The following is an 18923-nucleotide window of genomic DNA, read 5'->3' on the forward strand; positions in this document are numbered from 1 at the left end:
TGCGCGCGGGTGCAATCCAAGCCACGGCACAGATCCGTATGTGATCCGCTGCACTTATGAATTCAGTAGGAGCTTGTCCATGATGCGTCGTCTGATTATCGTCGCTACCGCCGCCGCCCTGATGACCGGTTGTGCCGGCCAGAACCCCTATGACGGCCAGAGCCAGGACCAGGGCTCCACGGGGATGAGCAAGACGGCCAAATACGGCGGCCTGGGCGCGCTGGCCGGCGCCATTGCCGGTGCCGCCATTGACCACAACAACCGTGGCAAGGGGGCGCTGATCGGCGCTGCCGCGGTAGGTGCCGCTGCCGCAGGTTATGGCTACTACGCCGACAAGCAGGAAGCCGAGCTGCGCGCCAAGATGGCCAATACCGGCGTCGAGGTCCAGCGCCAGGGTGACCAGATCAAACTGATCATGCCGGGCAACATCACCTTCGCCACCGACTCTGCGAACATCTCGCCAAGCTTCTATGCGCCGCTGAACAACCTGGCCGGCTCGTTCAAGCAGTTCAACCAGAACACCATCGAGGTGGTCGGCTTCACCGACAGCACCGGCAGCCGCCAGCACAACATGGACCTGTCGCAGCGCCGCGCGCAGGCAGTCAGCACCTACCTGACCTCGCAGGGCGTGGATGGCACCCGGGTGAGCGTGCGTGGCATGGGCCCGGATCAGCCGATCGCCAGCAACGCCGATGCCAATGGCCGGGCGCAGAACCGTCGGGTAGAGGTGAACCTCAAGCCGATTCCGGGCCAGCAGTATGACCAGCAGGGGACTGTGCAGCAGTATCCGTAAGGGCTGACATCGCAAGGGGCTGCTGCGCAGCCCAATCGCTGGCAAGCCAGCTCCTACACGGACCTCTGTAGGAGCTGGCTTGCCAGCGATCGGGCCGCGCAGCGGCCCCTTTTCATTTCAGCGCACGTTACTGGCCTGGATGGCTGTCAACGCAATGGTATGCACGATGTCATCCACCTGCGCCCCGCGCGGCAGGTCGTTCACCGGTTTGCGCAAGCCCTGCAGCATCGGCCCTAGGCTGACGCAGTCGGCGCTGCGCTGCACCGCCTTGTGGGTGGTGTTGCCGGTGTTCAGGTCGGGGAACACGAACACCGTGGCGCGCCCGGCAACCGGGCTGTGCGGCGCCAGCTGGCGGGCGATGTCCGGGTTGGCGGCGGTGTCGTACTGCAGTGGGCCGTCGATCAGCAACTGCTGCTCGGCGTGTTGCGCCAGGCGCGTGGCTTCACGCACCTTCGCCACTTCTTCGTCGCTGCCGGCCGAATCACTCGAATAGCTCAGCATCGCCACCCGCGGCGCAATGCCGAACGACTCGGCCGACTCGGCGCTCTGCCGGGCGATTTCGGCCAGTTCCTCGGCGCTGGGGTGCGGGTTCATCACGCAGTCGCCGTACACCAGCACCTGGTCGGGGAACAGCATGAAGAACACCGACGACACCAGGCTGGCGCCCGGCGCGGTCTTGATCAGTTGCAGGGCCGGGCGGATGGTGTTGGCGGTGGAATGCACCAGGCCCGACACCAGCCCGTCCACCTCGCCCAGCGCCAGCATCATGGTGCCGATCACCACTGGGTCTTCCAGTTGCTGCTCGGCCATGGGCGCGTTGAGGTTCTTGCTCTTGCGCAGCTCGACCATCGGCTCTACGTAGCGCCCGCGGATCAGCTCCGGGTCCAGCACCTCGAGGTCCGGCGGCAGGCTGATGCCCTGGGCGCGGGCCACGGCGGCCACCTCTTCGGGTTTGGCCAGCAGCACGCAGCGGGCGATGCCGCGGGCCTGGCACAGCGCAGCAGCCTGCACCAGCAGCGGCTCGGCACCTTCGGGCAGGACAATGCGCTTGTTGGCTTGCTGGGCGCGCTGGATCAACTGGTAGCGGAACACCGCCGGCGACAGGCGCAGCTCGCGCGGGGTGCCGCAGCGCTGGTGCAGCCAGGCCGCGTCCAGGTGGGTGGCGACAAAGTCGGTGATGAATTCGGCGCGCTCGCGGTCATCCACCGGGATTTCCCGGTTCAGCGAGTTGAGCTGGTTGGCAGTGTCGTACGAGCCGGTACTCACCGACAGGATCGGCAGGCCGGCCTGCAGCGCACCGCTGCACAGCTCGAGGATGCGCGGATCGGGCTTGCTGTCGCTGGTCAGCAGCAGGCCGGCCAGAGGCACGCCGTTGATCGCTGCCAGACTCACCGCCAGGATGATGTCGTCGCGATCGCCCGGGGTAACCACCAAGGTGCCGGAGGTGAGCAGCGGCACGGTGTTGGCCACGGTGCGGGCGCAGATGATGATCTTGTTCATGCGCCGCTGCTCGTAGTCACCGGCGTTGAGCACCTGGGCGCCGAGCAGTTCGGCCACGTCGCGGGTACGCGGGGCGTTGAGTTCGCTTTGCCAGGGGATGCAGCCCAGCAGGCGGAAGTCGCTGCCGCGCAGCAGCGGCGAGTGCTCGCGCAGGCGCGTGGCGAACTCGGCCATGCTCTCGTCGGTGCGCACTTTGTTCAGAATGACCCCGAGCACCTTCGGGTCGCGCGGCCCACCGTACAGCTGGGCCTGCAATTCGACCCGGCCGGACAGCTCGCTGAGCACCTCGTTTTCCGGCGCCGATACCAGGATCACCTCGGCGTCCAGGCTCTTGGCCAGGTGCAGGTTGACCCGGGCCGCGTAGCTGGCGTGGCGGGTCGGCACCATGCCCTCGACCACCACCACGTCCTTGCCGACGCAGGCCTGCTGGTACAGGCGGATGATCTCTTCAAGCAACTCGTCCAGCTGGCCATCGCCGAGCATGCGCTCGACCTGGCCCAGGCTCAGCGGGGTGGGCGGCTTGATACCGTGGGTACGCGCCACCAGTTCGCTGGAGCGCTCAGGCCCGGTGTCACCGGGGTGCGGCTGGGCGATCGGCTTGAAAAAGCCGACCTTCAGCCCGGCGCGCTCGAGGGTGCGAACGAGGCCCAGGCTGATGGAGGTCAGGCCGACACCGAAGTCGGTCGGCGCAATGAAAAAAGTCTGCATGCGTGCTTCTCGAAATAAGCGGTGCAAAAGAATCAACGGCCAAGGGTATCGCTAACCGCCCCCTGGGCGCACCAGCCACAGGCAAATGCCTGGCCGATGCGGCGCTGGCGCTGTTCGGCGTCGAGCACCCAGGGCCGCGCCTGCCAGGGGGGCTGGTGGCGCAGGTGCTGGGTATGGCCGCAAGACAGCGACACCACCCAGTGGCCTTCCTGGTCCTGGTGAAAGCCCGTGATCAGACTGACGGGCGACCCTTCGTCCATGGTCGGTTCGCAATCGGCCGATGCCTTGGTTACACTTCCCCGTTCTACATTCTTTTGCAAAAGGTCTTGCCCCATGCTGATCGCCGCCAACAAGGCTGTGTCCATCGACTATACCCTGACCAACGACGCCGGGGAGACCATCGACAGCTCCGCCGGTGGTGCGCCGCTGGTTTACCTGCACGGTGCCGCCAACATCATCCCGGGCCTGGAAAAAGCCCTGGAAGGCAAGCAAGCCGGTGACGAACTTGAAGTTGCCATTGAGCCGGAAGACGCCTACGGCGAATACCTGGCCGAGCTGGTCAGCACCCTGAACCGCAGCCTGTTCGAAGGCGTCGACGTGCTGGAAGTCGGTATGCAGTTCCACGCCTCTGCACCGGACGGCCAGATGCAGATCGTCACCATCCGTGACGTAGACGGCGACGACGTCACCGTCGACGGCAACCACCCGCTGGCCGGCCAGCGCCTGAACTTCAAGGTGAAAGTGGTCGACGTGCGTGACGCCAGCGAAGAAGAAATCGCTCACCGTCACATCCACGGTGAAGGTGGCCATCACCACTGATTTTCTGCGCTAAGCTCAGAAAGTCGCCAGGCGCTCGGACAAGCCGGCATGCCCCCGACGGGGGTACGCGGCTTGGAAGAGCGCCTTTTTAGTGGGCGCAATTCGCCCCAGCGACAATCGGGAACCTGAGAGGGGATTCAACATGAGTGCATTTCACGACCTGACATTGAAGGCGTTGAACGGCGAGGACCTGCCCCTCGCCCCGTTCAAGGGCCAGGTGGTGCTGGTGGTCAATGTCGCCTCCAAATGTGGCCTGACGCCGCAGTACGCCTCGCTGGAAAAGCTGCACCAGCAATACAAGGGCAAGGGCTTCAACGTGCTGGGCCTGCCGTGCAACCAGTTTGCCGGGCAGGAGCCGGGCAGCGAGAAGGAGATCCAGGACTTCTGCAGCCTCAACTACGGCGTGAGCTTCCCGCTGGGTGCCAAGCTCGAGGTCAACGGCCACGAGCGCCATCAGCTGTACCGCCTGCTGGCGGGTGAGGGCGCGGAGTTCCCCGGCGACATCACCTGGAACTTCGAAAAGTTTCTGGTCGGCAAGGATGGCCGCGTGCTGGCCCGTTTCGCCCCGCGTACCGCACCGGACGACCCCAGCGTGGTGCAGGCCATCGAGAAGGCCCTGGCCTGATGCAGCCTCTGCAGGCTCGGCTGTTTTGTGCTGCCTGTACCGGCCTCATCGCCGGCAAGCCGGCTCCTACAGGGGCTGCATGGATCTGAGGGTTATGCGATCTCTGTGGGAGCGGCTTTAGCCGCGAAGCAAGCGACACGCTGGATGGCACCGGCAAAGCCGGTGTTCGCGGGTGAACCCGCTCCCACAGGGCTGCGATACCCTTCAATCACCCCAATCAATAATGCTGTGCCGGCCCCCGCACTGCCCCTAAGCTCAGGCGCATTTCCTCACCCGTGCCGGGAGCGCCGCATGTCCAGCAACCCTCTGTTCCAGCCCTTCACCCTGGGTACCCTCGAGCTGCCGACCCGTGTGGTCATGGCGCCGATGACCCGTACCTTCTGTCCCGGCGGCGTGCCCCACGACGGCGTGGTCGAGTACTACCGCCGCCGTGCTGCAGCAGGTGTCGGCCTGATCATCACCGAGGGCACCACGGTCGAGCACAAAGCGGCCAACGGCTACCCCAACGTGCCACGCTTCTACGGCGCGGACGCCCTGGCCGGCTGGCAGCGCGTGGTCGAGGCGGTGCACGCCGAAGGCGGGCGCATCGTGCCGCAGCTGTGGCATGTGGGCAGCGTGCGTCGCCTGGGTGTGGAGCCGGACGCCAGCGTGCCGGCCTATGGCCCGAGCGGCAAAGAGAAGGACGGCACTGTGCTGGTGCAGGGCATGAGCCACGCTGATATCCGCGAGGTGATCGCTGCTTTCGCCCAGGCGGCGCGCGATGCCCAGGCCATTGGCATGGACGGGGTGGAGATCCACGGCGCCCACGGCTACCTGATCGACCAGTTCTTCTGGGAGGCCAGCAACCGCCGCAACGACGAATATGGCGGCGACCTGGCCGGCCGTTCGCGTTTTGCCATCGAGCTGATCCAGGCCGTGCGCGCGGCGGTGGGTCCTGACTTCCCGATCATCTTCCGTTTTTCGCAGTGGAAGCAGCAGGACTACAGTGCGCGCCTGGTGCAAACCCCCGAAGCGCTGGCAGCCTTCCTCGAGCCGCTGTCGGCGGCGGGTGTGGATATCTTCCACTGCTCCACCCGGCGTTTCTGGGAACCGGAGTTTGACGGCAGCGAGTTGAACCTGGCCGGCTGGACCCGCCAGCTCACCGGCAAGCCGAGCATCACCGTGGGCAGCGTCGGCCTGGATGGCGAGTTCCTGCAGTTCATGGTCGACACCGACAAGGTTGCCGAGCCTGCCAGCCTCGAAGGCCTGTTGCAGCGCCTGGAGGCCCGGGAATTCGACCTGGTGGCGGTCGGCCGCGCGTTGCTGGTCGATGCGCAATGGGCGCAGAAGGTGCGCGAGGGGCGTGAAGCCGAAGTGCTGCCGTTCAGCCGCGAGGCGTTGACGAGCCTGGCTTGAGGGCCAGGGGCGGGGCTGCCTCACTGTTGGCCGTGCCGCCCCGGCAGGCGTTGAACAGGTAGCCCTCGAACTGCTCGACGATCGCTGGCCAGCCCTGGCGGCTGGCGTGCTGGCGGGCGTTCAGGCGCACCCGGCGCAGGGTTTCGCTTTCTTCCAGCAGCCAGCAAGCGGCGTCGATGAAACCCGCCTGATCGCCCGGCATGGCCAGCGCGCCGCTGTGGCCGTGGCGGATGTGCTGGGCGGCGGCGGCCTCGTCGTAGGCGACCACCGCCAGCCCTGAGGCCATGGCCTCCAGCACCACGTTGCCGAAGGTTTCGGTGAGGCTGGGGAACAGGAACAGGTCGGCGCTGGCGTAGTGTTCGGCAAGCACTTCGCCGCGCTGGGCGCCGCAAAATTCGGCGTGCGGCAGTTGCTGCTGCAGGCTGGCGCGCAATGGCCCGTCACCGACCATCACCAGGCGCAGGCGCCGCTGTGGATAACTTTTCTGCAGCGCCGCCATGCACGGGCGCAACAGTGCCAGGTTCTTCTCCGCCGCCAGTCGCCCGACATACAGCACGGCGATGTCGTCCGCAGCCAGCCCCCATTGCTCGCGCAAGGCCTGGCTGCGCCGGGCCGGGTTGAACAGACTGGCATCCACGCCCCGGGCCATCAGCCCCAGGCGCTCGAAACCACGGCGCTCCAGCTCAAGGCGCTGGCTGGCGCTGGGCACCAGGGTGATGGCGGTGCGCCGGTGGAACCAGCGCAGGTAGTGAGTGAGCAGCCTTGCCAGCAGGCCAAGGCCGTATTGCCCCGAGTACTGCGGGAAGTTGGTGTGAAAGCCGCTGACCACGGCAATGCCCAACCGCCGAGCGGCACGCAGGGCGCTCAACCCCAGCGGCCCTTCGGTTGCGATGTACAGCACATCGGGGCGCTGCCGGCGCCAGCGCCGCCACAGCTTGTGCATCGACACCTCGCCCCACTGCAACCCCGGGTAGCCCGGCAGTGGCCAGCCGCGGCACAGCAGCAGGCTGTCATCCGGCCCCGCTGCGCAATCGCTGGCCTGGCGCGGGCGGACCACCTCCACCTGGTGCCCACGCAGGCGCAGCCCCTCGGCGAGCCGGCCAAGGGTATTGGCCACGCCGTTGATTTCGGGAGGGAAGGTCTCGCTGACCAGGGTGATACGCAAGGGCGGAGTATTCATGACAAAAAGTTTCCGCCGCCCCGATTGCGGGCATGTGACGCCTTTATGACGTACAGATGACGCCTGATTTCCGGCTGTTTCGAAGTCGTGAATATTTCATGGCAAAGCGCTCAAGAAGCGCGCTGGCGCGGCCGATGCAGATGCATTCGACTATCGCTATGCGCTCCAGGAGAGCGGTGATGTTCAACAGCAAACTCAAGCAAGAAATCCAGCAGCTGCGCGAAGAACTGCTGTCCATCGAGCAGGTCAAGAACAGCCTCGACAGTGAAATGCTGGTGCTCCAGCTCGACCCCCAGGGGCGCATCGAGTCGGTCAACGCCAATTTCGAAGCCGAGATGCACTACCGCGCCGAGCAACTGATCGGGCGCAACATCGAAGAAATCGTCCCGGCCCATGTGAAGCAGCTCGACTTCCACCAGCGCATGAAGGCCGCCATCACCCGTGGCGAACACCTCAACGGCGCATTTCGCCTGTTGCGCGGCAATGGCCAGGAAGCCTGGCTGCGCTCGATCCTGCAGCCGGTGAAGGACAGCAGCGGGCGCATCCGCTATTTCTCGCTGCATTCCAGCGACCTCACCCGCACCATCGAGACCGCCCGCGAGCATGAGAGCCTGATCAAGGCGCTGATGCGTTCCACGGCCGTGATCGAGTTCGACCTTGACGGCCAGGTGCTCACCGCCAACGACCGCTTCCTCGAGGGCATGGGCTACCGCCTCGAGCAGGTGCGTGGCAAGCCGCACCGCATGTTCTGTGACCCGCAGGAAGCCAGCGCGCCCGAGTACAAGGCGTTCTGGGACAAGCTGCGCCGCGGCGAGTATGTTGCCGACCGCTTCAAGCGCATCGATGCCCATGGCCGTACGGTGTGGCTGGAGGCCTCGTACAACCCGATCTTCGATGCCCACGATGTGCTCTACAAGGTGGTCAAGTTCGCCACCGTGGTCACCGACCAGGTCAATCAGGAGCAGGCAGTGGCCGAAGCGGCCGACATCGCCTACACCACCTCGCTGGAAACCGACGGCTGCGCACGCAAGGCCACCGAGGTGGTGACCCAGACGGTGGAAGTGATGCGCGGCCTGGAGGGTTCGATGCAGGACGCCGCCGACGGCATCCAGGCGCTGGACAAGCAGTCCAAGGTGATCGGCGCGATCATCAAGACCATCAGCGACATTGCCGGGCAGACCAACCTGCTGGCGCTCAACGCCGCCATCGAGGCCGCCCGTGCCGGCGAGCAGGGCCGTGGCTTTGCCGTAGTCGCCGACGAGGTGCGTCAGCTAGCCTCGCGCACCAGCAGCGCCACTGAAGAAATCGCCAAGGTGGTGCAGCAGAACGAGCAACTGGCTCAGGCTGCGGTGGACATCATCGACACCAGCAAGCGCCAGGCCGAGCAGGGCCTGGCGCTGGCCGCCGACACCGGCGGGGTGATCGTGGAGATTCAGGAAGGGGCGAAAAAGGTGGTGGATGCAGTGGGGCAGTTCTCCAGCCAGCTGTCGCACTGATTCACCCCCTGTAGGAGCCGGCTTGCCGGCGATCACCGGCACAGCCGGTGCCAGCATTCGCCTGTGCTGGCCTCATCGCCGGCAAGCCGGCTCCTACAGGTACTGCACAGGCTGACGGTGCCCCCTGTGGGAGCGGCTTTAGCCGCGAACACCGGCGCAGCCGGTGCCATCCACGGCAAAGCCCCCAGCAATTACTTGCGCTCTCGCACCCAGAACAACGTCGCCCCGGCCACCGCCGCCGGCATCATCAGCACGTTGACCAGCGGGATCATCAACGCAAGATACGTAATGCCGCCAAAACCCAGCGACTGCCAGCGCTTGCTGCGCAGCCAGGCGAGCATGTCCTGCCAGCTCATCTTGTTGTTGTCCGCCGGGTAGTCGATGTACTGGATCGCCATCATCCACACGCCGAATGCCAGCCACAGCGGCGCGGCGATCACGTTGACCACCGGGATCAGCGACAGGATGAACAGGCCGATGGCCCGCGGCAGGAAGTAACCCAGCTTGCGCATCTCGCGGCTGAAGGTGCGTGGCACCATGGCCACCAGCTCGCCCCAGCTGAACGCCGGGAAGTTGTCCTGCCCGCGCACCACTACTTCGACCTTTTCTGCCAAAAAGCCGTTGAACGGCGCGGCGATGACGTTGGCCAGCATGGTGAAGGTGAAGAACACCATCAGCGCCACCAGGGCGACGAACAGTGGCCAGAGGATGTAGGTGAGGAAGCTCAGCCAGCCGGGCAGGGTGGGCATCAGGTGGTCGACCCACAGGCTGAACTGGTGCCCGGCAAACCAGATCAGCCCGCCAAACAGCAGCAGGTTGACCGCCAGGGGCAGCAGCACGAACAGGCGCAGGCCCGGGCTCAGGACCAGTTTCAGCCCTTCACGCAGGTATTGGGGGCCGGAAAGAACGGGGGCTTGCATCGGAATGCTCCGCAGATGGAAAACGCGCTGACCATACCCGAGTTTGCCGCGCCGACGAAAGGCGGGCGGGCTTGGCGAAACGGCGTGTAACAAAGCCCATGGGCAGCGCCTATCGGTTTCTTCTGCACATAGAGACTGTCTATAAGGTGGATTGTCTAAGGATATTTCCTTAATCTCTGCGGCCTCGCTACAGTGCGCTCAACTTTTCGTTTCAGGGCCGACGCGTTGTAGCCTTCCCCAAGTGCTGCGTGGGTCCCTTTTAATTCCAGCTGGCGCAACCGCCACCTTGACGGTGCGGCCCGCTCGACAGGAGTTCGTCATGTCCGAAGTACGTCATTCGCGCGTCATCATCCTCGGTTCCGGCCCTGCCGGTTACAGCGCCGCGGTCTACGCTGCCCGCGCCAACCTCAAGCCGTTGCTGATCACCGGTATGCAGGCCGGCGGCCAGCTGACCACCACCACCGAAGTCGACAACTGGCCGGGCGACCCCCACGGCCTGACCGGCCCGGCACTGATGCAGCGCATGCAGGAACACGCCGAGCGCTTCGAGACCGAAATCGTCTTCGACCACATCAACGCCGTGGACCTGGCCAACAAGCCGTTCACCCTGCAGGGCGACAGCGGTACCTACACCTGCGACGCGCTGATCGTCGCCACCGGTGCCAGCGCCCGCTACCTGGGCCTGCCGTCGGAAGAAACCTTCATGGGCAAGGGCGTGTCGGCCTGCGCCACCTGCGACGGCTTCTTCTACCGCAACAAGCCGGTGGCTGTGGTCGGTGGCGGCAACACTGCCGTGGAAGAGGCGCTGTACCTGGCCAACATCGCCAGCAAGGTAACCCTGGTGCACCGCCGCGATACCTTCCGCGCCGAGAAGATCCTGATCGACAAGCTGCACGCCCGTGTGGCCGAAGGCAAGATCGAGCTCAAGCTCAACGCCACCCTGGACGAAGTGCTGGGTGACAACATGGGTGTGACCGGCGCGCGCCTGAAGAACAACGACGGCAGCTTCGACGAAATCAAGGTCGACGGCGTGTTCATCGCCATTGGCCACACCCCGAACACCTCGCTGTTCGAAGGCCAGCTGACCCTGAAAGACGGCTACCTGGTGGTTGCCGGCGGCCGTGAAGGCAACGCCACCGCGACCAACGTCGAAGGCGTGTTTGCCGCCGGCGACGTGGCCGACCACGTGTACCGCCAGGCGATCACCTCGGCCGGCGCCGGCTGCATGGCCGCGCTGGATGTCGAGCGCTACCTGGACGGCCTGGCCAACGCCTCGTTCTAAGCCAGGCGATCCCCTGTAGGAGCCGGCTTGCCGGCGATAGCGTCAAACCAGGCGACATCACCGTTGCGTCTGACGCCATCGCCGGCAAGCCGGCTCCTACAGAAAGCAAAAAACCGGCCCTTGGGCCGGTTTTTTTGTGCTTGGTGAAACCTTCAAAGGCTCAGGCGCATGGACAAGTCCACCGCCTTCACATCCTTGGTCATCGCACCGATGGAGATGTAGTCCACACCGGTTTCGGCAATCACCCGCAGGGTGGTTTCGTTGACCCCGCCACTGGCCTCGAGCTTGGCCTTGCCAGCGGTAATGCGCACCGCCTCGCGCATTTCGTCCAGGCTCAGCTCGTCGAGCATGACGATATCGGCGCCCGCCGCCAGTGCCTGACGCAGTTCGTCCAGGCTCTCCACCTCGATTTCCACCGGCTTGCCCGGGGCGATGCGGTGCGCGGCGGCCACGGCCTCGGCCACGCCACCGCTGGCGGCGATGTGGTTTTCCTTGATCAGGAAGGCGTCGTACAGGCCGATGCGGTGGTTGTGGCAACCGCCACAGGTGACTGCGTACTTCTGCGCCAGGCGCAGGCCCGGCAGGGTCTTGCGGGTGTCCAGCAAGTGCACCTGGGTGCCCTCGACCAGGTCGGCCAGAAAGCGCGCTCGGGTGGCCACGCCCGAGAGCATCTGCAAGAAGTTCAGCGCCGAGCGCTCGCCGCTCAGCAACGAGCGCGCCGGGCCTTCGAGGTGGAACAGCACCTGGTTGGCTGCCGCCCGCTCACCGTCGGCCACCTGCCAGTGCACCGCTACCCGCGGGTCGAGCTGGCGGAACACCGCATCCACCCACGCAGTGCCGGCGATCACGCAGTCTTCGCGGGTGATGATGGTGGCCTTGGCCAGGCGCTCGGCCGGGATCAGCTGGGCAGTGATGTCGCCGCTGCCGATGTCTTCGAGCAGCGCGCGGCGCACGTTGGCTTCGATTTCGGCGGTCAGGTCGGCGAGGCGTAGGTTCGGCATGGTCGGCTCCACAAGCTAGATGGCGGCGATTATAGGGCAGGGGGGCGGCCTGTACAGCAACCGTACAGACGACCTTTGGTCAGGACGGGTGAGCATTTCGGCAAATGCGTGGTCAGTTCAGGCGTGTGAAACCTTAGCTAGCGGCTGTAAGAATTTTCACCGATAATGGCGCCCAGTATTTGGCGTCATAGCTTTGACGATTTCCACGCAATCGACCCGCGCAACATCCATCAAGGAGTCCCGGATGCATAAAGAAGGCAAGGTGGTGCCCCTGGCGGGGGCCATCGATCGAGGCGCGCGCGCGCTCTCGCCCTGCCTTCCCGTGCTGTTGCTGCAGGTGCGTGACAAGGCTGCGCTGCAATTGCGCCAAGGTTTGCAGGCGTTGTTCGACAACGCCGACGACACCCTCTTCGAAATGGCCGACAAGGCCAGTGGCCGCGCCGACCAGAACCTTTACTTCGAAGCCATGCGCGACCTGCGCCTGAAGCGCAAGAGCATCGAGCGCGGCTTCCTCGACACCTTCTACGAAGCCTTCGCCCGCATCGGCCAGGCCGATGCCTTCGAGCTGCCGGGCATGCTGCCGTTGACGCAGGGCTTGGGCCCGCTGGAGCGTGCAGTGGCGGTGCAGGGCATGGTCGACCGGGTACTGTCGCGCGATGGCCTGGTGCTTGGGCAATTGAACCTGCGCTTCGGCGTGCTGCTGGAGCTTGAGCTGGATGAGCCGCGCAACCCCATGGGCCCGGCCAACCTGTGCGGCTACTTTCTGGCCGCCGGGCGCAATCTGGGGGTGGGGCTGAGCGTCAAGCTGGTGCTGCTCAAGCTGTTCGAGCGCTATGTGCTGCGCGATCTTGACCTGTTGTATGGCGAGGCCAACCAATTGCTGGCCAGCGCCGATGTGCTCCCCGAACTGCAGGCGGCACCGCGCCGCCGCGCCGAAGACCGGCGCAGCACTGGCCGCTGCGCCCCGGCCGACCCGACGCTGGCCGATGACGGCGAGGCCGACAGTGCCGGCCATGCCTTCGTCGCCTCGCTGGGCGAGCTGCTGGCACCGGCCCGCGGGCAGTTCGCGCCGCGCCTGCAAAGCGCTGGCAGCGCGCAGCCGATCAGCACCAGCGACCTGCTGCGCCTGCTCACCCACCTGCAGCACTATGTGCCGGCCCCTGGCGAGGCGGACGACTTCCACCTCGGCCAGCAGCTGCAACAGCTGTTGCTGCGGGTCAGCGTGCGCAGCGGCACGCGTCGCCATATCGCTGCCAGCGACGAGGACATGATCCACCTGGTGGCACTGTTGTTTGGCTACATAGAAGCCGACGACAACCTGCCAGCCAGCCTGCGCGCGCTGATTGCCCGCCTGCATATCCCGCTGCTCAAGGTGGCGCTGATCGACAAGGCCATGTTCAGCCGCGCGACCCACCCGGCGCGGCGCCTGGTCAACGAGATCGCTGCCGTGGCCATCGGCTGGGAGGCCGATGGCGAAGGGCTGCGCGACAGCCTGCACCTGCGGGTGGAGCGGGTGGTGCAACGGCTGCTCAACGACTTTTCCGAAGACTGCACCCTGTTCAACGAACTGCTCGACGAATTCCTCGCCTTCAGCCAGGACGAGCGGCGGCGCAACGAGCTGCTCGAGCAGCGCACCCGCGATGCCGAAGAGGGCCGCGCCCGCACCCTGCAGGCCCGCCTGAAGGTGCAGGACGAACTCAACCAGCGCCTGCGCGGGCGAGTGTTGCCGCTGGTGGTGGTGCAGATGCTCGAGCAGGCCTGGAGCCAGGTGCTGCTGCTGGCCTGGCTCAAGCAGGGCGAAGCCTCGACTGCCTGGGCCGATGCCCTGGCCACGGTGGACGCGTTGTTGGCCAGCATTGCCCCGCACCCGCAGGCCGGGCAGTTGCTCGAGCAATTGCCCGGCCTGCTCAAGGCCCTGCGCGACGGCCTGGCCGGGGTGGCGCTGGATTCGGCCGCCACCCGTGACTTCTTCCAGCAGCTGGAACAATTGCACCTGCGGGCCTGCGGCGGTTCGCCGGTCGAGGGCGTGGCGCTGCCTGATGTATGGGTGCAGTCGGACATCGTGCTGGCCATCGCCGAGGAGTCTGCCTGTGCGCCGAGCCTGCTGCCGGGCGAGGAAGAGCCGGCCCTGCGCCAGGTCGATCGCCTGCGCCTGGGCAACTGGGTCGAGGTGATGGACGACGACGAGCCGCTGCGCTGCAAGCTGGTGGCGCGCATCGACAGCAGCGACCGCCTGGTGTTCAGCAACCGCACCGGCATGAAGGTGCGCGAATGGAACCGCGCCGGGCTGGCCATGGCCCTGCGCCGGGGCGAAGTGCGCCTGCTGGATGACGGGTTGCTGTTCGAGCGGGCGCTGGAAGCGGTGCTCGAGCAGTTGCGCGGGCAGCAGGCACGCTGACCCCTGTAGGAGCCGGCTTGCCGGCGATAGGGCCGGTGCAGCCGCCCTTGCCTTTCAGGCATACTGCCCCCTGTTCCCGGCCTTTTTCAGGATCTGCCCCATGCAACTGGACCGTGCCACAGGCTGGTTCTCCGGCGTCACCCACTGCCCCTCGCCGAACTTCAACGCCCGCCCTGAAGGCGAGGCCATCTCGCTGCTGGTGATCCACAACATCAGCCTGCCGCCGGCCTGCTTCGGCACCGGCAAGGTACAGCAGTTCTTCCAGAACCGCCTGGACCCGGCCGAACACCCGTACTTCGAAAGCATCTGCCAGCTGACCGTGTCGGCGCATCTGTTCGTCGAGCGCGATGGCGCCGTCACCCAGTTCGTCTCGCTGCTCGACCGCGCCTGGCATGCCGGCGTTTCACGCTTCGACGGGCGCGAGGGCTGCAATGACTTCTCCATCGGCATCGAGCTCGAAGGCACTGACGATCTGCCCTACACCGATGCCCAATACGCGACGCTGCAGCAACTCACCCGGCAGATTCGCAAGATTTGGCCGGCCATCGACGCGCAGCGCATCCAGGGCCACAGCGACATCGCCCCCGGGCGCAAGACCGACCCGGGCCCGGCATTCGACTGGCCGCGCTACCGCGCCGGCGTACAACCTGACGAGGACATGGCATGAGTTTTCTGGTGTTGGTGTTGGTGCTGTGGGTCGAGAAATTCTCGGCGCTGCGCCAGCGCTTGCAACGCGACGGTTTCTTCCTTGGCGAACTGGCGCGGCTGGAACGTACCGGCAAGGCCCAGCCGGGCTGGGCGCTGGCCGTGCTGGTGCTGGCACCGGTGGCGCTGCTGGTACTGCTGCTGCATGTGCTGGAGCCGGTAGCCTACGGCCTGTTGGCACTGCCGGTGCACCTGCTGGTGCTGGTCTACAGCCTGGGGCGCGGTGATGTGAAGGCTTCGCTCGGGGCGTTTCGCGATGCCTGGCGCCGGGGTGACGATCAGGCGGCGCTGCATGTGGCCGAGCGTGACCTGGGCCTGGCCGCGGACGATGCCGAGAACCTGATCAAGCGGGTGCAGGGCCATTTGCTGTGGCAGGCCTACCAGAGCTTCTTCGCGGTGATTTTCTGGTACTTCCTGCTGGGGCCTGGCGCAGCGCTCGCGTACCGCCTGCTGGCGCTGGCCAATGACAGCAGCCGCCAGCCCGGTATCAAAACCTTGGCCGGGCAACTGCGCCACGCCATGGACTGGCTGCCGGTGCGGGTGGTGGCGGTGAGTTTCGCCCTGGTGGGTAACTTCGTCGCGGTCACCCGGGTGATGCTGCATGCACTGCTCGACTGGCACATCAGCGCCGGGCACCTGGTGGCTCAGGTCGGCCGCGTGGCGGATGATATCGCCGAGGACGAAGACCGCCTGCAGGGCCTGGCGCGGCTGGACAGCCTGTGGGAACTGCTGCTGCGCTGCGCGGTGCTGTGGTATGCCTGCTTTGCCCTGTGGACGGTGCTGGTCTGACCGATCGGCGCCGCCTCGATCGCCGGCAAGCCGGCTCCTACAGGTTTCGCGTGAGCAGGGGCAATCGCGTCTGCTGCATCGCCGGCAATCGCGCCCCCTGTAGGAGCCGGCCTGCCGGCGATAGGGCCCTCGAACCCAACGCTTAACCTTAAGTTACAAACCTTGAATCGAATCTGCGCTATACAAGCCCACAGGCCACAGATGGCCTTGTGCTACCCCGCAGAACAACAAGAATTCAAGGAGGTGACCCGTGAAGCGTCTGCTCTATCCGGCCATCGCACTGATGAACCGGCTGAGCTTCGGCATGAAGTTCAGCCTGATCAGCGTCCTGTTCTTCCTGCCCATGCTGGTCACCAGTTTTTACCTGGTGCGCGATGCCTACAACCAGTTCCACGCCACCCGTGTCGAGCTGCAGGGCCTGGCGCCGCTGGGGGAAAGCCTGGCGCTGCGTGGCAACCTGGAAACCCTCGGCAACCTTTTGCAGATCAACGCCGTGCTCGGCCAGTCGGGCCAGGCGGGTGATGTGGAAGCGCGTATCAAGGCGCTGGAGGACAAGGTGCAGGCTCAGCTGGATGCGCTGCAGGGCGGCGACCCGACTATCGAGGCCAAGCGCAGCGAGCTGGCCGAGGCCTTTGCCCGCGCCCGTAGCGAAAGCTCGCTATCGAACAAGGCCGCATTGTTCGACAAGCTGCTGGCCCAAGCCCAGGTGCTGGGCAAGCTGATTGCCAGCCAGTCGGGCCTGAACCAGGACAGCCAGGCCTCGGTGCGCCAGCTCGGCGAGCTGGTGGGCAGCGGCACGGCCCAGGTCACCCAGGCCATCGGCGAAGGGCGCTGGATGGGCGCCGTGGCCCTTGGCCGGGGCTTTATGGACTCTTCCGGCAGTGCCCGTTTCGAGGACCTGTTGCAACGCCTGGAACGGCTGGCCGGCGACTACGCCATCCGCCTGGATGACGCTCTGGCCAGTGATACCCGTGCCAAGGCGGCGCTGGCCGCCAGCGCCCAGGCCAGCCAGGCCACCGTCAAGCAGGCGGCGAGCTTGTTCGAGGACCAGGTGGTGGTGGCCGAAACCCTCGATGCCCCCTGGGCCGCTTTCTACCAGCAGACCAGCGACCTGATGGCGCAAACCTGGCAGCTCAACGACGCCGTGCTGGCGCACCTGCACGGCCAGCTGGAAGAGCGCCTGGGCCAGCACCGCTTGCGCATGTTCGCGCTGGTGGCGGCGCTGGGCACGGTGTTCGTGCTGATCATCTACCTCTACAGCGGCTTCTATGTGTCCACCCGCAAGACCCTGCGCAACCTGGGCAGCGCCATGGACAAGGTGGCTGCCGGCGACATGACCGTGAGCTTCCAGGCCCAGAGCCAGGACGAGCTGGGCGAACTGGGGCGTGGCTTCAGCGAGACCGTGCGGCGCATTCGCGGGTTGATCGAACAGGTCGGCCTCACCGTGAGCACGGTGGAGGAGCAGGCCGGGCAGGTGCTGTCGGTATCGGCGCGCAGCAACCAGGCGGTCAGCGGCCAGCGCGAGCAGATCGAGCAGGTGGCCACCGCCATGAACCAGATGAGCGCCACCGCGCTGGAAGTGGCGCGCAGTGCGGCGCGGGCGGCCGAGGGCGCCGAGCGGGTCAACCACGAAAGCGCCTCGGGGCGCGACCTGGTCGAAAGCCAGCAGGGCAGCATCGCCCGCCTGGCCGGGGAAATCGATCAGAGCGTGGTGGCGGTGCATCAACTGGCCGATGACAGCCAGGCCATCGGCCGGGTGCTGGAGGTGATCCGCAGCATCGCCGAGCAAACCAACCTGCTGGCCCTCAACGCCGCCATCGAGGCCGCCCGGGCCGGCGAGCAGGGCCGTGGCTTTGCCGTGGTGGCCGACGAGGTGCGCACCCTGGCCAAGCGCACCCAGGACTCCACCGCCGAAATCGCCCAGATGATCCAGCGTCTGCAGGATGGCGTGGGCACGGCGGTGCGGGTGATGGGCAGCAGCCACCAGATGGCCGCAGGCACCGTGGACGAGGCGCGCCAGGTGCAGCAGGCGCTGGGCAATATCCTTGGCGCGGTGGGTGGCATCGTCGAGCAGAACCAGCAGATCGCCGCCGCCGTGGAGCAGCAGACCGCCGTGGCCCACGACATCGACCAGAACATCGTGGCCATCAACCGCGCCGCCCAGGACACCACCGACGGCGCCTGCCAGACCGAGGACGCCAGCCGGGCGCTGTCGGCACAGGTGGTGGAGTTGAAGCGGTTGATCGGGGCGTTCAGGGTGTAGTGACTGCGCCGGGAACCTGAGAGATCGCATAACCCTGGCAGATGCGCGGAACCTGTAGGAGCCGGCTTGCCGGCGATGAGGCCGGCACAGGCAGCACGAGGCTGTTGCTCCCACAGGTTCAGCGCTAGCCTTGAGGCGGGTGCGATCTTGTGGGTGCGGGTTCACCGAAGCGCCGGGCCACATGCGCTGTATGGCACCGGCTGCGCCGGTGTTCGCGGCTGAAGCCGCTCCTACAGGACTTCACTGGCTCGAATGCTGAGTTGTGAAGCGTTACCAGCCAAACACCTCACAAGCATTGCGACTACTGGCCTCGGCCAGCACCCCACACTCAACCCCCATCACCTGCGCCAACGCCTCGGCAATCTCCGGCAAATGTTCCGGGCTGTTGCGCACCCCCGGGTACATGGCCGGTGCCATGTCCGGCGAGTCGGTCTCCAGCACGATGCTGTCCCGCGGCAGGCGGGCGAGGGTCTTGCGCAATCGCAGTGCCTGGGGCCAGGTGGCGGCGCCGCCCAGGCCCAGCTTGAAGCCGAGCTTGATGTACTCGCGGGCCTCTTCGTAGCTGCCGGCGAAGGCGTGGATGATGCCCGCGCGTGCCGGCTTGTAGCGTTTGAGGGTGGCGATCACCCGGGCGTGGCTGCGGCGCACGTGCAGCAGCGCCGGCAGCTCGAAATCGCAGGCCATTTGCAGTTGTGCTTCGAACAGCGCTTGCTGGCGCTCCTGGTCGAGCTCGGGCAGGTAGTAGTCCAGGCCGAACTCGCCCACGGCGCACAACCGAGGGTCGCCGCGCAGGCGCTCCAGCCACTCGCGCAGTTGCACCAGGTGTTCGGGGCGGTGCTGCTCGAGGTACACCGGGTGCAGCCCCAGCGCCGCGAAAATTCGCTCGTCGCTACTGGCCAGGTCCCACACCCGCTGGAAGTTTTCCTGATACACCCCCAGCACCACCATGCGCTCCACCCCGCGCGCCGCCGCATTGGCCAAAAGGTGCGGGCGGTCGGCGTCGAAGTCGGGGAAGTCCAGGTGGGTGTGGGTGTCGATCAGGCGCATGG

16 protein-coding genes and 1 pseudogene are annotated in these 18923 nt (G+C 66.1%); 11 read left to right on the forward strand and 6 right to left on the reverse strand.

Annotation, left to right across the window (positions count from 1 at the left end; genetic code table 11):
* The first annotated feature begins 79 nt into the window (after positions 1-79).
* Positions 80-793: an OmpA family protein gene (locus tag ACI2KK_RS00340; RefSeq protein WP_217840309.1), complete on the forward strand. Its 714-nt coding sequence runs from the start codon at positions 80-82 to the stop codon at positions 791-793.
* A gap of 117 nt (positions 794-910) precedes the next feature.
* Here the strand turns inward: ACI2KK_RS00340 and pta are convergent, their stop codons facing one another.
* Both pta and ACI2KK_RS00350 read right to left on the reverse strand, forming a co-directional pair.
* Positions 911-3001, reverse strand: coding sequence for a phosphate acetyltransferase (gene pta, locus ACI2KK_RS00345; RefSeq protein ID WP_404667462.1), 2091 nt, complete (start codon positions 2999-3001; stop codon positions 911-913).
* Positions 3002-3033: 32 nt separating this feature from the next.
* A complete protein-coding gene (locus ACI2KK_RS00350; protein WP_404667463.1) occupies positions 3034-3336 on the reverse strand; it encodes a DUF3565 domain-containing protein in 303 nt (100 codons plus the stop codon).
* Between ACI2KK_RS00350 and ACI2KK_RS00355 the strand changes: the two genes are divergently transcribed.
* The 3 genes from ACI2KK_RS00355 (at position 3335) to ACI2KK_RS00365 (ending at position 5840) form a co-directional block, all read left to right on the forward strand.
* A complete protein-coding gene (locus ACI2KK_RS00355) occupies positions 3335-3820 on the forward strand; it encodes a peptidylprolyl isomerase (RefSeq protein WP_217840306.1) in 486 nt (161 codons plus the stop codon). The two genes, ACI2KK_RS00350 and ACI2KK_RS00355, sit on opposite strands and share 2 nt — an antisense overlap.
* Before the next feature lie 142 nt (positions 3821-3962).
* Positions 3963-4445: a glutathione peroxidase gene (locus tag ACI2KK_RS00360; protein ID WP_217886477.1), complete on the forward strand. Its 483-nt coding sequence runs from the start codon at positions 3963-3965 to the stop codon at positions 4443-4445.
* Positions 4446-4736: 291 nt separating this feature from the next.
* Entirely contained in the window at positions 4737-5840 is a 1104-nt protein-coding gene (locus tag ACI2KK_RS00365) for an NADH:flavin oxidoreductase (protein ID WP_404667464.1), read from the forward strand.
* On the opposite strand, the gene ACI2KK_RS00370 is transcribed toward ACI2KK_RS00365, so the two are convergent.
* The gene (locus ACI2KK_RS00370; RefSeq protein ID WP_404667465.1) at positions 5809-7020 is read right to left on the reverse strand and encodes a glycosyltransferase family 4 protein; all 1212 of its coding nucleotides are present in this window, start codon (positions 7018-7020) and stop codon (positions 5809-5811) included. The genes ACI2KK_RS00365 and ACI2KK_RS00370 overlap by 32 nt on opposite strands.
* 179 nt (positions 7021-7199) lie before the next feature.
* On the opposite strand from ACI2KK_RS00370, the gene ACI2KK_RS00375 reads away from it, so the two are divergent.
* Positions 7200-8516 carry a methyl-accepting chemotaxis protein gene (locus ACI2KK_RS00375; protein ID WP_404667466.1) on the forward strand — a complete coding sequence of 439 codons (1317 nt, stop codon included), beginning with the start codon at positions 7200-7202 and terminating at the stop codon, positions 8514-8516.
* 191 nt (positions 8517-8707) lie between these two features.
* Here the strand turns inward: ACI2KK_RS00375 and cysZ are convergent, their stop codons facing one another.
* Positions 8708-9436, reverse strand: a complete 729-nt coding sequence (gene cysZ, locus ACI2KK_RS00380) for a sulfate transporter CysZ (RefSeq protein ID WP_404667467.1) — start codon at positions 9434-9436, stop codon at positions 8708-8710.
* 319 nt (positions 9437-9755) lie between these two features.
* Here cysZ and trxB point away from each other — a divergent pair, with 319 nt between their 5' ends.
* Positions 9756-10718, forward strand: a complete 963-nt coding sequence (trxB, locus tag ACI2KK_RS00385) for a thioredoxin-disulfide reductase (RefSeq protein WP_217886469.1) — start codon at positions 9756-9758, stop codon at positions 10716-10718.
* 152 nt (positions 10719-10870) lie between these two features.
* On the opposite strand, the gene nadC is transcribed toward trxB, so the two are convergent.
* A complete protein-coding gene (nadC, locus tag ACI2KK_RS00390; RefSeq protein WP_404667468.1) occupies positions 10871-11719 on the reverse strand; it encodes a carboxylating nicotinate-nucleotide diphosphorylase in 849 nt (282 codons plus the stop codon).
* 244 nt (positions 11720-11963) lie between these two features.
* On the opposite strand from nadC, the gene ACI2KK_RS00395 reads away from it, so the two are divergent.
* The 5 genes and pseudogenes from ACI2KK_RS00395 (at position 11964) to ACI2KK_RS00415 (ending at position 17874) form a co-directional block, all read left to right on the forward strand.
* Positions 11964-14117 (forward strand): DUF1631 domain-containing protein, encoded by a 2154-nt coding sequence (locus tag ACI2KK_RS00395; protein WP_404667469.1) that lies wholly within the window; start codon positions 11964-11966, stop codon positions 14115-14117.
* A gap of 100 nt (positions 14118-14217) precedes the next feature.
* On the forward strand, positions 14218-14784 hold the full coding sequence (ampD, locus tag ACI2KK_RS00400; RefSeq protein ID WP_404667470.1) for a 1,6-anhydro-N-acetylmuramyl-L-alanine amidase AmpD: 567 nt from the start codon (positions 14218-14220) through the stop codon (positions 14782-14784).
* Complete coding sequence (gene ampE / locus ACI2KK_RS00405) at positions 14781-15611, forward strand: regulatory signaling modulator protein AmpE (protein WP_404667471.1); 831 nt, start codon at positions 14781-14783, stop codon at positions 15609-15611. Before ampD ends, ampE begins: the two co-directional genes overlap by 4 nt.
* A gap of 1201 nt (positions 15612-16812) precedes the next feature.
* Positions 16813-17016: pseudogene (locus tag ACI2KK_RS00410) on the forward strand (HAMP domain-containing protein); the annotation flags it as partial.
* A 153-nt stretch (positions 17017-17169) separates the two neighbouring features.
* Positions 17170-17874 (forward strand): methyl-accepting chemotaxis protein, encoded by a 705-nt coding sequence (locus tag ACI2KK_RS00415; protein WP_404667587.1) that lies wholly within the window; start codon positions 17170-17172, stop codon positions 17872-17874.
* A 270-nt stretch (positions 17875-18144) separates the two neighbouring features.
* On the opposite strand, the gene ACI2KK_RS00420 is transcribed toward ACI2KK_RS00415, so the two are convergent.
* The gene (locus ACI2KK_RS00420) at positions 18145-18921 is read right to left on the reverse strand and encodes a TatD family hydrolase (RefSeq protein WP_404667472.1); all 777 of its coding nucleotides are present in this window, start codon (positions 18919-18921) and stop codon (positions 18145-18147) included.
* Positions 18922-18923 lie beyond the last annotated feature (2 nt).

The sequence above is a fragment of the Pseudomonas sp. NPDC089406 genome (genome assembly GCF_044900265.1).
GTDB lineage: Bacteria > Pseudomonadota > Gammaproteobacteria > Pseudomonadales > Pseudomonadaceae > Aquipseudomonas > Aquipseudomonas fakonensis.